This window comes from Bremerella sp. TYQ1, from assembly GCF_020150455.1.
GTDB lineage: Bacteria > Planctomycetota > Planctomycetia > Pirellulales > Pirellulaceae > Bremerella > Bremerella volcania_A.
In genome coordinates this window covers 2,403,321-2,417,019 of sequence record NZ_CP083740.1, presented here as the reverse complement: position 1 = coordinate 2,417,019, position 13,699 = coordinate 2,403,321, and the positions used below count along the sequence as shown (strand labels likewise).

Below are 13,699 nucleotides of genomic sequence, written 5' to 3'. Positions count from 1 at the left end.
TCTGTAACTATTCGCTCAATTGTTGAGCGGGGCAATCACGCGAAGATTGGGGAGTTCTTCGGAAATCCAGTCGACGCCTTCCTGGGTCACATCCGTACTGCGTAAGTGAAGTGTCTCTAGACCATTAGCACCCCGGAGATTTTTCAGTCCGACATCAGTGATCGGCGTCAAATTCAAGTACAGATAGTTGAGCGACGGCAGTTTACCGAGTGTCGTCATCGCGTCGTCGATCAAATTTGAATGAGAAATAGTCAGGTGCTGGACTTTTTCGAGTCCTTCAAACGCGGTGAAATTACTCGAAGGAAACTCACAATGCTGAAGGTTCAAGTGCTCTAGTCGCTTGAGCTTACGGAAGATATCCATGTCGGCTGATTGGAAGGAGACATTGGTCAATGTCAGCGCTTTGAGGCTCGGAAGCTGCGGAATCGTCCGCAGTGAACTGCCAGGTATATTGCCAAAGCGAATCGACAGCGTTTGCAAATGGGTAAAGTTCTCGATGCCATTCAGCGAGACATCCTTCGAGTCCGGATCGTAAATCGTAAGCTGGCTAAGCTTCGGCAGCCGGCTTAGGTATCCAAAATAAGGCTCGCAATTACCGTCTATTTTCAACGTAAGTTGTTCCAGCTCCGTTAGTTCCTCCAAGTACCAGAGGCCGGCTGGAGTGAAGTTGTTCCCGCCCATCTGAAGCGAAACGAGATTCGATAAATGAGCCACTTGCATTAGGTCCGCATCGGTCGGAGCTCCGAAAATATGAAGATGCTGCAGCTCGCCGAGCTGTGTGATCGTGCTCCACGTGACGGGGCTGAGCTCGAAGTTTGCCCCCAGCCAAAGACGCTCTACGCGTGGCAAAACGAGCAAAGATTGCAAGTTTTCAGGCGATGCTTTGGTGGCGTAAAGATTGACGTAGTAAGAGGTTTGCTCGTCGTAGTTTTGGTAAAACTGAACGTGCGCACCATTTTTCTCCAGCAACTGGATCGCTCGACGAATCTCGGGAGACTCGTAATCACGTTCGTCTGCGATCGCCCACGTTGGAACGGCAGCTGCCACCAAAACGACAAACAGGGCCCAGCGAAGCATATTGGAAGGAGAAATCATCCAGGTTTCCTTACAAGCGACTTGCGTCATCCTGATGAGGGAGAGTGGACGGCATCTTGCAGGAGTCAGCCAAAATAGCTGAGAATCCCCTGAATAACGCCGCCATTCACGGAAGGCTTAACGGACTTCAATTATAGGGCACTCGAAATGATTGACGAGAAAATTTCATCCCAACTCGTCATTCTGGACTCTTTCGACAATGTCGCCGTCGCTAGAGATGGAATTCGCCAAGGGATAACGCTTGTGACCCCCAACGGCGAGGTGGCCACCGTCGATGCAATTCCATTCGGTCATAAGGTTGCCTTGAAGGAAATTAAGCAGGGCGAACCGATCACCAAGTATGGGCAAATCATCGGTCAGGCAGTCCAGGACATTCGGCCAGGACAACATGTCCATTCCCATAATCTAGCTATGGTTGAAGTGGCGTCGGAAGAGGCTCCATGCTCCGCCATTCCCGAGCCGCCGCAGGCGATTCATGATCGGACGTTTGAGGGATATTTGCGGCCCAACGGAAAAGTCGGAACACGCAACTATCTTGCGGTCATCAGTACGGTGAATTGTTCGGCGAGTGTTGCGAAGTACATTGCGGAGCGGATTTCCAGGGAGGAGCTTGAGCGATATCAAAACGTTGACGGCGTGATCGCGTTGAAGCACAACGCCGGTTGCGGAATGCAATTTGGTGGCGATGCCCACACGACTCTCAATCGATTGATGGCCGGCATCGCGCGACATCCAAACGTGGGTGGTTTCCTTCTCGTAGGGCTGGGTTGTGAAACCGGTTCGATGGGCTATTTGCTTCAGCAGCAAAACCTCGTGCAGATCGATGGCGTCGGTCACGAAGGTCGACCAGGGCCGCTCGTTCTTTCGATGCAAGATCAAGGAGGTACACTACGCACTGTCGAAGCTGGCGTCGAGCAAGTGCGAAGAATGCTTCCGCAAGTCAATGCGATTGAACGGCAGACTGTTTCGGCGAGCCATTTATCGGTGGGATTGGAATGTGGAGGGAGCGACGGCAACTCAGGCGTCACGGCGAATCCTGCGTTAGGGATCGCCAGTGATCGAATTGTCGCGTGCGGAGGAAGGGCCATCCTGAGTGAAACCTCGGAAGTTTATGGAGCCGAACATCTGCTGACGCGGAGAGCCGTTTCACCCCAAGTGGCGGCAAAGTTGATGGACCGGATTGATTGGTGGAAGAAGTACGTCGCCATGTTCGGGGCCGAGCTGGACAACAATCCATCCCCCGGCAATAAAGCAGGCGGTCTGACAACAATTGCCGAGAAATCACTCGGAGCAGTAGCTAAAGCGGGAAGTACTGCGTTGACCGATGTGGTTCAGTATGCCGAACCGGTCGAATCGAAGGGCCTGGTTTTCATGGATACCCCAGGGTACGACCCTGCGAGCGTCACCGGTATGGTGGCTGGCGGAGCCAACATCGTTTGCTTCACGACAGGGCGGGGAAGTTGCTTTGGCTGTAAGCCCACGCCATCGATCAAGATCGCGACCAATTCGCCCATGTATCATCGCATGGCAGACGACATGGACATCAATGCCGGTACGATTCTCGAAGGGGAATCGATCGTTTCTGCCGGCGAACGCATCTTCGACGAGATTCTGGCCGTCGCTAGCGGAAAGAAAACCAAGAGCGAGCAGCATGGCATTGGTGACGAAGAGTTTGTCCCATGGCTCGTGGGACCGACGCTCTAGTCAAATCGGGTAACTCTTTTGCATTCGCTGGATGCCTTATTTACGATGCGATAGGGACCGTTCGCTGTTTCGTATCGTCCGCTGAAATTTCCTGGAGAACCGACTGGTGCGCTGCTTACCCATTCTCTTGCTTGGAGCGTTTGCCTGCTTCGGAGTTAACAGCCACGCCATGGCAGCTGAGTTCCTCAGTGGTCAAACGGTGACGATCAACGCCGATGAAACCTGGGAGGGCGACGTTTATATCTTCGCTCAATCGGTCAAAGTCGACGGTACCGTACGTGGTGACCTGGTCGTTTATTCACAGCAGCTCCATGTCACCGGAACGGTCGAGGGAGGCGTTATCGCCGCTGGCCAAGAGATCTTGCTTGAAGGAAACTGCGGACGTACTTGCCGGGTTGCATGTCAGACGGCAAAAGTCGGCGCTGGGGCGAAGCTGGAGAGAGATCTTGTCGCGGCAGGGTACTCGCTTGAAATTGATAAAGGAGCGGTCGTCGAGGGAGATGTTGTCTATGCCGGCTTTCAAACGGTGCTCAATGGAGCTATTGAGGAAGATGTCTGGGCTGCCGTGAATCGAGCATTGGTCGAGGGAACGATCGGCCGCGAACTTAGCATTACCGTTAATTCGTCGAAGGAAAATGGGCCTGCTCCTGGCGACTATTGGCAAGAGAAGCAGTTGATCCGCATGCCCGTTGTCAAACCAGGGCTGATTATTTCTGACAATGCTCGCGTAGAAGGAAAGCTGACGTATCATTCGCCGGATGAAGTCGTTATCGAAAAGGGGGCGAGCGTCGCCGGGCCGATCGAATGGATCAAGCCAGAAAAGCCACCGCAGTCAGGTCCCAAGGAAAACACACACTATTTTTGGGCACAGCTCAAGCGATATGCAACATTGCTGGTGATGGGCATCTTGATGGTTATTTGCTGTCCGGCAACGAGCGGTGGTACTGTCGATCAGATTGTCCAGCGTCCAGTGCTTAGCTTTTTGGCCGGTGTTCTCGCGGTCCCGCTTTCGGTCATCGCGTTAGGTGTCGTAGCGGCGCTGATCGTTGCCGTACCCATGGCGTTTGGTTGGTTGACACTCGATGGTTTGGCGGTTGCCGGCGCGATGATTGCCAGCTTCGGGGCTGTGTTGTATGTCGGTAGCTTGCTGTACTTCTTTGTGTTCGGAGCTGCGGCGATAACGAGCATCACATTGGGACGCATCGTTTTTTCGGATCATCCCATTGCTTCGCGGGGCCGGCAGATCCTTGCATTGGCGTTTGGCTTGGTCTTTTACGTCGTTCTCACGTGCGTTCCTTACCTTAGCGTTGGCGTCGCGGTTGCTGCCATCTTATTTGCTTTCGGTGGAATATTTTTGTGGACGATGCAGGGGCTTTTTGGTGCGTCGCCGGAAACGTCGAACAACTCGCCTAAGCCCGCATCAAGCTAGTCGAGATAGGTCCACTGATCGAATGTCGCTGCCTGTCCGACGTACTGTTGTTCGGCATCGTGAAGATTCCAGACGATGGCCTGTTCGATACGGAATCGACGGCCGGTCGTAGCGATGCGAATGCCTTGGTAATCGTCGACATATCCGTCACGCGTCGTACGCTCGAGAAGCTGAGCGCGTTCGTCACGATGCATCGGTTCGGCCGTCATCCGCGAGGGTGTGCGAAGGAGTGTCGCGATATCGATCTTCCACAAGTTGAGCGCCGTCTGGTTGCCGAAGTTAAGGATCGGATCGGTCGCCGCCGTATGAGAAACGACGACAAAGGGAGCCTCGAAAACATGTTTGGCATCTTCCTGCGGACTGCCAGTGCGCGGGACAAGCTCTCGGCCGAGAAGTTTCTGAAACGAGTCGAGAAGAATCTGTAGATGCGCCGGCCAATGGTGCTCAAGCCATGGCGACGAGGCGTTGGGATCTTGAGGCACTCGACTTCTCTCACTTCCTAATCGGGGCGATAATCCGCGTCGTGGGGCGTGCTTTCTGCAGAGCTTGCACACCTTCTTCGGTGACCTTGGTAACGTTCAGTTGCAACGTGCCGAGCGAGCGGGCGTTGCTCAAATGCTTGAGCCCAGCGTCGGTAATCGGGCAGTTACTGATGTAAAGGTAGTGCAGCTGCGGAAGCTTGCCCAGAGGTTCGAGTATCGTGTCGGAAACCTCATTGCGAGAGAGTTGCACACGTTCGAGCGACTTCATACCGGAAAGGTTCTCGAAAGAATTCTTGCCGAAGTGGCAGTGGTACAGATTCAAGTAAGTTACCTGGTCCAAATTGTGGAAGAGTTCCATGTCTGACTTGCTGAAGTACGAACGCATGAAGCTGAGTGAAGTCAGCTGTTTCAATTCGCCCACTTCAGACAGGTCGCTGTCTTTAATTTCTTGTGAGTCGATGCTCAGCGTTTCCAGATTCGGCAACTGGGCGATGCCTGTCAGCGTAAATGTGCTGCCAGTTTGAGTCCGTAGGGAAAGGCTGTTGAGCTTGGGCAATCGAGCAAGATACTCAAAATAAAGTTCGGGATTGCCAGGAACCGTCAGTGACAGATGCTGCAGCTCGGCCAGCTCTTCCAGGTACCAAAGATCCTCCGGCGTTAAGTTGTCGGACCGCAACGTCAGATTGCGAAGGTTTGTGAACTGAGCGATATTTCGCAGATCAAACTCTTGGACATGGCCCGAGATCGTGAGCGTCTCTAGTTCGCTCATTTGGATCAGCGTATTCCACGCCGATTGGTCTCGTTTAAAACTTGGACTCAGCGACAGGCGATCGACCTTAGGGATGACCAGCAGTGGGGCCAGGTTTTCTGGCGTTGGCTTCAATGAATGAATGTTGATGCTGTACGAGATAGGGTCTGGCTTGGACTGTGGATTACCTAACTGGAAGAACCGTGACGAATAGAAGCTGACAGTGGCGCCCTTCGAGCGAAGGAATTCAATCGCTTTGCCGATTTCGGGAGATTCGTACTTCGTTCCGTCACCGTAAGTGTTGGCCTGGCACAGCAGCAAGCTAAGCAGAACTACGAAGCACGACAGAAATTTTTTCAGACAAGTCATCGCCGGATCCTTGGGGAACACAAGATCAACCCGGGGCGGGAAGGAGTTTTCATCTTATGCGGAGTTTGTCCACAGTGCGAGAAAAACTAAGCAAATTAGCCCTTCTTGATTGGGGCTGAGACCTTCATGTCAGGGCGTTTCTCTTTTAGCCATTTCACTCCCTCGTCGGTAATGTCGGTGCTGTACAGATAGACTCGCTGCAGCTTAGAGATCTCGGCTAAGTGCTTTAGGCCTTCATCCGAGATCGGAGAGCCACGGATGTATAAGTAGTTTAGTTTCGGTAACTCCACCAAAGAATGAAGCGACTCGTCAGAGATTTCCGTGTTGTAGATTTGCAGCCGCTCAAGATTGGCAAGATCGGCCAGAGGCGTCAGATCGTCCGATGCCAGTTTGCTGTTAGTCAGGTTCAACGACTTCAGGTCGGTCATCTTACGGAACATCTCAAGCTCGCCGTCGGCAAACTTTGCGTTCGAGATCGTCAGCATTTCCAATTGAGGAATTTTGGCGAGGCCTTGCAGTTCTTTCCCTTGCACTTCCCGCGAATTGATGTTCAGAGTCTTCAGCTGTGTGAGGTTTTCGATTCCATCCAGTTCAACCTCGTTTTTGCCCCTGAGGTTTAAGAGCAACTGCGAAAGCTTCGGCAAATTGGGAAGGGACTGAAACGAGGCCGTATCGTCGCCGTCAACGTGGATTGAAAGTCGCTGCAGATTAGTTAGCGTTTCCAGGTACCACAGGTATTCGGAATCAACACCGCCAATACGAACTTCGAGAGACTGAAGATTCGTGAACTCGGCAATGTACTGCATGTCCTCGTTGGTGAGGTTGTCCATGATGTACAAGTGTTCGAGTTCGCCGAATTGCGAAAGGATCTTCCACGACTTTTCCGAACGCTCGAACTCTTGCGAAAGATAGAGGCGTTCAACTTGCGGAAGGACTAACAACGCCGCGAGGTTCTCGTCGGTCGCTTTCATGGCAAACAAGTTCACCGTATACGGAATCGGCCGAGGCGTGTCGTCGGGAACTCCACGAACGCCATTCTGCGGCATCTTGAAATAGACGCGTGCCCCGTTGTCTCGCAGGTGAAGCACCGCTTCGCGAATCTCGGGCGACTCGTACCGGCGATCGTCGGCAGCGGCACAAGTAGAGATCGCCAGCACTGCCAATAGGCAGACGCTGATCTTCGAATAGGAAGAAGCAAATTTGCCAAATTTCATCGCGAAACCTTGCGAGCAACCAGGAGACGGGCGGTGCATAGCTTCTGCCATCCTACGCAATTTGGCTTAGAAAAGCGACAAACGAACCATCGATAAGAAGAAGGTAAAGCTAGGGTGCATTAACAGCTACGGAGGGCAAAGATCAGCACCAAGAAGAGCAAAAAACCGCCTACGTATAGCCACAGCGGGGGAGGATCGCCGGAGTTGTAATTCGCGTCGGGCATCCATTTCCTGGGGGTGAAAGTTTCGTGGGTGCTTACGTATCATTCGAAAAAGGAAAGGGCGATCTTTGGGGGAGATCGCCCTTCGCAAGTTGGCAGTCGTCAGACGTTAGTCGCGACGTCCGGATGCAAGCATCAAGTAATACATCAGCGTCATGACCGACTGTAAAGTTCCGGCGACATATGTCAGTGCGGCAGCATTCAAAACGCCTCGAACGGCCGGCATTTCATCGCGCGGAACGATGTTCATGTCGATTAAAATACCACGAGCTCGGCTGCTCGCATCGAATTCAACCGGCAGATTGATCAGCTGGAAAAACACGACGCAGCTGAACAACGCAATCCCTGCCCAGATCAGTGGTTTGAATGTCAGCAACAAACCGGCGAACAGCAGGATGAAGCTGAAATTACCGCCGAATTGAGCCGCTGGAACGGCCATGTTGCGAATAATCAGCGGGTAGTAGTTGCGAGCATCCTGGATCGCGTGGCCAGCTTCGTGAGCGGCGATACCGACAGACGCGGCAGTACGTTCGGCGTAAACTTCAGGGCTCAATCGAAGCACTTTCGCTCGCGGATCGTAATGATCGGACAAGTGTCCAGCGACACGTTCGATGGCAACATTTTGCAATCCGGCCGAGTCTAAGATGTGACGTGCTGCCGCGGCACCGGAAAGCGGAGCGGCTTGCTTCATCGCCTTGGCGTACGCCGACCGTAGCCAAAGCTGAGCAATCATCCCTAAGATGATTGCCGGGGCAATGAACAGCAGGTATCGAAAGTCAAATATGAACACGGTTTATCACTCCAAAAGTGGACTGTGCATTTCGGCAGGTGGTGCCGATTACTGCAATTTTGGCAGGCGAAATTTGCCACAACAATGACATTGCAAACTTCGGACCATCGCACAATTATACGGCCCAAATGCGGGAGGGCTATTTCTTTTAAAAACCTAACCCCGATCTTCGCTAAATCCCGCGAAACCCCATTCGTTGGCACCTATTCTGAGTTAAAGTAGATAGTCTTGCCTCGTTTGCCTGTAATTCGCGTTTTTCACCCCTGAATTGTCTCTATGTCGCCTGTATTTAAGCGTTTCTTGGGCTTTCTTTGTCTGCTCTCGCTGACCAGCTGTCGCCCTTTGCCGCCAGAGATCTCTCCGGACGCAAAGCCGATTTCTGCTGCCGAGAAAATTGAGCCTGAAAAGCTGCGCGAACGAATTGATAAAGTACTCGACTTCACACTGAAGCATCGTCATCTGAATACGCAAGATCACGCCGCCTGGCAGATTCTGCATGGCAGTTTGGCCTATGGTCGGGCGTTTCCTGTCACGCATGAAGGCGAACCGATTCCAGTGGTCGATTACCTCGCTGAAGGTGGCAAGATGAATGGCTGGACCATTCAACGGGGCAACAAGCTGACGACCAAAGAAGGGGAGCCTGAGAACTTCGGCATGCGTGCCGTTACCGAACCGGGCACCAGGGCAGGGCAGGGGCACTACGATCAATGGTTGGCGATTCTCTCGCAATGCGATGTCCCGCCGGAAGCGACGTTTCAGGTCGGTCCAGACACGTTCACGATGACCAATTTCGTGCAGCAGGTTCAGCTGGACACCTCGCGGAATCACCTACGAGAATTCAGTTGGACGCTGATCGGTTTGACCAAGTATTTCCCGACGGATCACACATGGACCGACTCGAGCGGAAAGCAGTGGAGCATTGCCGACCTGGTTCAAATTGAAGTCGAGCAAGGGCTCGATAACGGGGCATGTGGCGGGACGCATCGGCTGATTGGATTGGCGATGGCACTGAAGCGTCGCAAGCAGTCGGGCCTGCCAATCGAAGGCCCTTGGGCTGATGCCGAAGCACTGATTCAGGAGAGTATTACCACGGCTCGCCAGTATCAAAATCCGAATGGCGCCCTCAGCGTGAACTACTTTCAGCGTCCTGGCAGTTCGCCGGATTTGGCTGAAAATCTCGGCACGACTGGGCACACGCTCGAGTTCCTTTCGATCGCACTTGACGACGAGCAGCTGAAAGAGGAATGGGTTCGCCGGGCCGCTTCTTATCAGTGCGAAGTGTTTGAGCGAACCGAACAGGTCTCACTCGAATGCGGGGCGTTGTACCACGCAGCCCACGGTTTGGTCCTCTACCGCGAACGCGTTTATGGGCCACGCGAATACTCGGTCAACTAGGTGTTTTCTATAGCTCGTCGACACGCGTCATGCGAACGGGAAGCAGCCTTGCGTTGCCGTTCACTTCTGTAATTGTCAGTGTGTTGTCGCTGGTAAACCGCAGCAGAAATTGCCGCGTCTGATCGCCGTCTTGAAGGTCGATGGTAAGTTGGTCCTGTAGTTCTTCAACAATGACATATGGCCCCGATTTCTCTGCCGGGGCGAGGATGCTCTGCGACTTGATGGGTTCCGTTTGAAGTCGCAATTCGTTGCCTTCTAAGAACTTGAGCGTCAGCAAGGCGACGTCCGTTTTTCCCTCGTTTTGCGAGGTTTTCGGCCCCTCGGCGAGGGCTTCATTGCTGACCGGACCAGAGACATAGATGGTCCCTTGCCAGGTTCCTTCCAGCGGATGAGCTGCCGCAGAACAGCCCGCTAGGGTGGCGATACTGGTGAGTAAAATGCCTATGGAAAAATATTTGGCCATGGGTATTGCCTATTGATTGGGAATGCGAATAATGGATTCCAAGTCACCGGAAGTCTCTGCGGACGGATCGCCTGCAGGCGGCTTTTTCTCCCACATCGTGACGCGTGAGGACCGATCGCCAACTGCCCCTTGCGAGGTGGTCAGGAAACTGGCACTATGGACCTTGGTCCCGATTAAATCCGGTTCTCCAGCTACCATAATTTCAGTAGTACCCCAACACCAGGGAGAGTTTGATGAGTGTTTTAGTTCAACAGCCAGCTCCGGATTTTTCCGCCGAAGCGGTAATGGAAGATGGTTCGTTCAAGAAGATTAATCTGTCCGACTACAAAGGCCAGTACGTCCTTCTATTCTTCTACCCGCTCGACTTCACCTTCGTTTGCCCAACCGAAATCATCGCATTTTCCGAGGCTATCGAAAGCTTCAAGCAGTTGAATGTGCAAGTTCTCGGCTGCTCGATCGACAGTCATTTCTCGCACCTGGCATGGCGTCAAACGCCTCGCAGCCAAGGTGGTATCGGCGAAATCAAGTACCCGCTGGTTGCTGACTTGGACAAGAGCATCGCTAAGAACTACGACGTTCTGCTCCCTGGCGGCATCGCTCTGCGTGGGCTGTTCCTTATCGACAAGGAAGGCACCGTTCGTCATCAGGTCGTCAACGATCTGCCGCTGGGTCGTAGCGTTGAGGAAGCCCTCCGCATGGTTCAGGCCCTGCAGTTCTTTGAAGTCAACGGCGAAGTTTGCCCCGCCAACTGGAAGGAAGGCGCTCGCAGTATCAAGGCCTCGCCAGACGCCTCGAAGGAATTCTTCGAAGCCGAATACTCCAGCTAAGCCTGGACGCCAAGGCAAAATAATTAAAAGCCCCGAGCCCTTGCTCGGGGCTTTTTTCGTGCATATCGCATGCATATTTCCCTGATTTTCGCCTACGCTTGTACAAAAAATCTTGAAGACTTCGCGCATAAAAGCGTATAATTAATCCCTCAAGAGGCGGGTGCGGTTGCCCGCATTGAATTTCACATGAAAATGTCCGAACCGATTTCACCATCGGCGGACTTTCTGCCATAATGGAAGTAGACGTTCCGACGCTTCCCACACGTCGATCGGTCCTTCACCCACCTTTCAATCGCCCCTTCAAAATTCTGCGAAGGGGTTTCAGGCTCGCCAGGATTTTTCCCAGCCATGTTACCAAGTGCCATCGGCATTCACTGGGGCACCATCTGCCTGGCGTTGTTATGAAAAGCAACGGAGAACTCAACACCATGAAATCGACTTGCCTGGCCGTGGCCATTGCCGCTGCTTCGCTGATGTTGACCGGCAGCGCTATCGCTGCAGAAAAAGCAGACAGCCAAAAATCCAACACCGTGACCCTGGGCGATCCCGCACTCACTGCCGGCATTCCTGGGGAAGGTCCTTTGAAGCTGCAAGAAATCAACGCGTGGCTGGCCGATCCTGCCAACCATGAAACGCTCGACGTCGAACTGCCGTACGGGCTCAACGCCGCGTCGGGGCAAATCACCGGGCTGGATGAAAACCCGATGACGCGAGCCAAGATCGAGCTCGGGCGTCAGCTCTATTTCGATCCACGTCTTTCATCCGACAGTACCATCAGCTGTGCCAGTTGCCATGCCCCGCAATTCGGTTGGGCATTCGAGTCGCAGTTCGGCATTGGGGTCGATGGACAGGAAGGCAATCGCAACTCGCCGGTCTCGTTCAATCGAATTCTTAGTGCCGCCCAGTTCTGGGATGGCCGTGCCGCGACGCTGGAAGAGCAAGCCGTTGGGCCGATCGCAAACCCGATCGAGATGTCCAACACGCACGATGTCTGTGTGAAGACGCTCAGCGACATTCCTGGCTACAAAGTTCAGTTCGAGAAGATCTTCGGCGACGGCGTCAACATCGACAACGTCGGCAAAGCGATTGCCACGTTCGAGCGAGCCATCGTCACCGGTCCGGCTCCGTACGATTATTACGAAGTCGTTCGCAGCTTCGAGAAGCAGTTCCCCGCTGATGAACTGGAGTACCTCGAAGAAGACGATCCTGAGCTTTACAAGAAGTACGCCGAAGCGAAAAAGAACGCCGCCGGCATGTCGGAAAGTGCCCGCCGCGGTCGCGAGATCTTCTTCAGCGAAAAGGGCAACTGTACTGCCTGCCACGCGGGCGCTAACTTCACCGACGAGCTGTACCACAACTTGGGCGTCGGCATGGATTCAGAAACGCCCGACTTGGGCCGCTACGAAGTGACGAAGCAGGAAAAGGATAAGGGCGCCTTCAAGACACCCACCATCCGCAACATCACGCAAACCGCTCCGTACATGCACGACGGCAGCCAAAAGACGCTGGAGGAAGTAGTCGAGTGGTACGCCAAAGGTGGCCACCCCAATCCTTACCTCAGCGACAAGATGAAAAAGCTGAACCTGACCGAGCAAGACAAAAAGGACTTGGTCAACTTCATGAAAGCCGTAACCGGCGACTTCCCAGAAATCGAACCGGGCCGTCTGCCACAGTAACGTTTTCCGCTAACCAGTAAAACGCAGAAAGGCTCGAACGAAATTCGTTCGAGCCTTTTTTTGTGGGCAGATTGTTAACTGGTAAATGGTTGTTCTAACGCAACTATTAAGTTTTTCAAAGCGACTTCATACTGTTCTTCGTCGCCTGATGCTTTGGAAAAATCGGCGACAACCCGATCTCGGACTGCCTGAGCAAGTTGTGGATCGTCAGGTGCCCAGTCGGTAAATACGTAATCATCTAATCTGATGGGGATCAGATAATCTTTACCGCCATCGCGAGCCTCACGCTGTAAAGTCTCTGAAAGCTCATTGAGTACACCTAGACGATTCAAAGAAGCTTTAGAACATATCAGTATGATTCGATCATATTGATTGACTCCCTCACGCATAACTTTGTGTAGCTTTTTACCTGGCATTGCATGAGTTGGGAAGAAAAAAGTCTGTACACCGTTTTGGGTAAGAGAATCAAAAATTCTACTTGCAAATGCTTCGTCTGGCCTACCGTAACTAATGAAACAGGAGAGTCTATTCACGATTTTGTACCTTGCTTTAATAATGTCTATTACGTCATGGTGTCCGTAAATCATTTGGTCTGTAAAGTACAGAAGATGCGCTTGCATGTACGAACGAAGTGAATTTATTGCTCCCAATGGGTTTTTCGGAAGCAAGTCAAGGATCCAAGTTATGCCTTCCCATTGTGGACCATTTATTGGTACGGATCGCCGGTCAAATTCTGAATTGAAATCGTCTCTTTCAAAAGCATGTACGTCATAATTCTGTACGACGTAACGAAAACGATCGCTGTCGACGCCATAGTTCGCACTTTTGTTTAAGAAGTGCCTAGCTAGTCTTCTTATCGACAACTCATCAATGTCATTGGCTCGCGAGAGATATTCACTTTTATGCTGGGCAGTCGGGAAACAATTATTTGGGAATACACGTACTTTTTTGTCAGTGTCTAGATAGTGTAGCCATTCGTCTAAGCTTATTTCTTTTCCCAATACGATTTGATCCGCTGAAAGTATGTTCTTTTCAGGCATATTTATTCTCCGACCAATAGTAAAAGGGCCTAGGGTGCCATGCCGTCGTCTTCGTCGGCATGCCTGCGCGATTCACAACGGAAGAAATAACTCGTCGTCTCGCTTTCAACCAGCATGAGAATGCGATTGAAACCTATCTAGAATTCACATGCCGACGAAGACGACGGCATGGCACCCAGATTATCGGTGCGGCGATACGTAGGTCACAAAAACGTTGAAGATTTCGTGTTTACGATCGCCTCTATA

The 13,699-nt window shown here is 52.5% G+C and carries 12 protein-coding genes; 5 read left to right on the top strand and 7 right to left on the bottom strand.

Annotation, left to right across the window (positions count from 1 at the left end):
- Window positions 1-15 precede the first annotated feature (15 nt).
- Complete coding sequence (locus LA756_RS09300; RefSeq protein WP_224439598.1) at window positions 16-1,095, bottom strand: leucine-rich repeat domain-containing protein; 1,080 nt, start codon at window positions 1,093-1,095, stop codon at window positions 16-18.
- A 147-nt stretch (window positions 1,096-1,242) separates the two neighbouring features.
- Between LA756_RS09300 and LA756_RS09295 the strand changes: the two genes are divergently transcribed.
- On the top strand, window positions 1,243-2,799 hold the full coding sequence (locus LA756_RS09295) for a UxaA family hydrolase (RefSeq protein WP_224439597.1): 1,557 nt from the start codon (window positions 1,243-1,245) through the stop codon (window positions 2,797-2,799).
- 106 nt (window positions 2,800-2,905) lie between these two features.
- Window positions 2,906-4,228 (top strand): polymer-forming cytoskeletal protein, encoded by a 1,323-nt coding sequence (locus tag LA756_RS09290; RefSeq protein WP_224439596.1) that lies wholly within the window; start codon window positions 2,906-2,908, stop codon window positions 4,226-4,228.
- Here LA756_RS09290 and LA756_RS09285 read toward each other — a convergent pair.
- From LA756_RS09285 to LA756_RS09270, 4 genes are all read right to left on the bottom strand, one after another.
- Entirely contained in the window at window positions 4,225-4,710 is a 486-nt protein-coding gene (locus tag LA756_RS09285; RefSeq protein ID WP_224439595.1) for an MEKHLA domain-containing protein, read from the bottom strand. The genes LA756_RS09290 and LA756_RS09285 overlap by 4 nt on opposite strands.
- Window positions 4,711-4,720: 10 nt before the next feature.
- On the bottom strand, window positions 4,721-5,827 hold the full coding sequence (locus LA756_RS09280; RefSeq protein ID WP_224439594.1) for a leucine-rich repeat domain-containing protein: 1,107 nt from the start codon (window positions 5,825-5,827) through the stop codon (window positions 4,721-4,723).
- 95 nt (window positions 5,828-5,922) lie between these two features.
- Window positions 5,923-7,041, bottom strand: a complete 1,119-nt coding sequence (locus tag LA756_RS09275) for a leucine-rich repeat domain-containing protein (RefSeq protein WP_224439593.1) — start codon at window positions 7,039-7,041, stop codon at window positions 5,923-5,925.
- Between the two features lie 330 nt (window positions 7,042-7,371).
- Window positions 7,372-8,052 carry a zinc metallopeptidase gene (locus LA756_RS09270; protein ID WP_224439592.1) on the bottom strand — a complete coding sequence of 227 codons (681 nt, stop codon included), beginning with the start codon at window positions 8,050-8,052 and terminating at the stop codon, window positions 7,372-7,374.
- Between the two features lie 276 nt (window positions 8,053-8,328).
- On the opposite strand from LA756_RS09270, the gene LA756_RS09265 reads away from it, so the two are divergent.
- Window positions 8,329-9,447, top strand: coding sequence for an ADP-ribosylation factor-directed GTPase activating protein isoform b (locus tag LA756_RS09265; RefSeq protein WP_224439591.1), 1,119 nt, complete (start codon window positions 8,329-8,331; stop codon window positions 9,445-9,447).
- A 7-nt stretch (window positions 9,448-9,454) separates the two neighbouring features.
- Here LA756_RS09265 and LA756_RS09260 read toward each other — a convergent pair whose 3' ends face one another.
- The gene (locus tag LA756_RS09260; protein ID WP_224439590.1) at window positions 9,455-9,910 is read right to left on the bottom strand and encodes a hypothetical protein; all 456 of its coding nucleotides are present in this window, start codon (window positions 9,908-9,910) and stop codon (window positions 9,455-9,457) included.
- 233 nt (window positions 9,911-10,143) lie between these two features.
- Here LA756_RS09260 and LA756_RS09255 point away from each other — a divergent pair, with 233 nt between their 5' ends.
- Both LA756_RS09255 and LA756_RS09250 read left to right on the top strand, forming a co-directional pair.
- Window positions 10,144-10,737: a peroxiredoxin gene (locus tag LA756_RS09255; protein WP_224439589.1), complete on the top strand. Its 594-nt coding sequence runs from the start codon at window positions 10,144-10,146 to the stop codon at window positions 10,735-10,737.
- A gap of 428 nt (window positions 10,738-11,165) precedes the next feature.
- Window positions 11,166-12,413: a cytochrome-c peroxidase gene (locus tag LA756_RS09250; protein ID WP_224439588.1), complete on the top strand. Its 1,248-nt coding sequence runs from the start codon at window positions 11,166-11,168 to the stop codon at window positions 12,411-12,413.
- Between the two features lie 74 nt (window positions 12,414-12,487).
- Here LA756_RS09250 and LA756_RS09245 read toward each other — a convergent pair whose 3' ends face one another.
- Window positions 12,488-13,453, bottom strand: a complete 966-nt coding sequence (locus LA756_RS09245; protein WP_224439587.1) for a toll/interleukin-1 receptor domain-containing protein — start codon at window positions 13,451-13,453, stop codon at window positions 12,488-12,490.
- Between the last annotated feature and the right edge of the window lie 246 nt (window positions 13,454-13,699).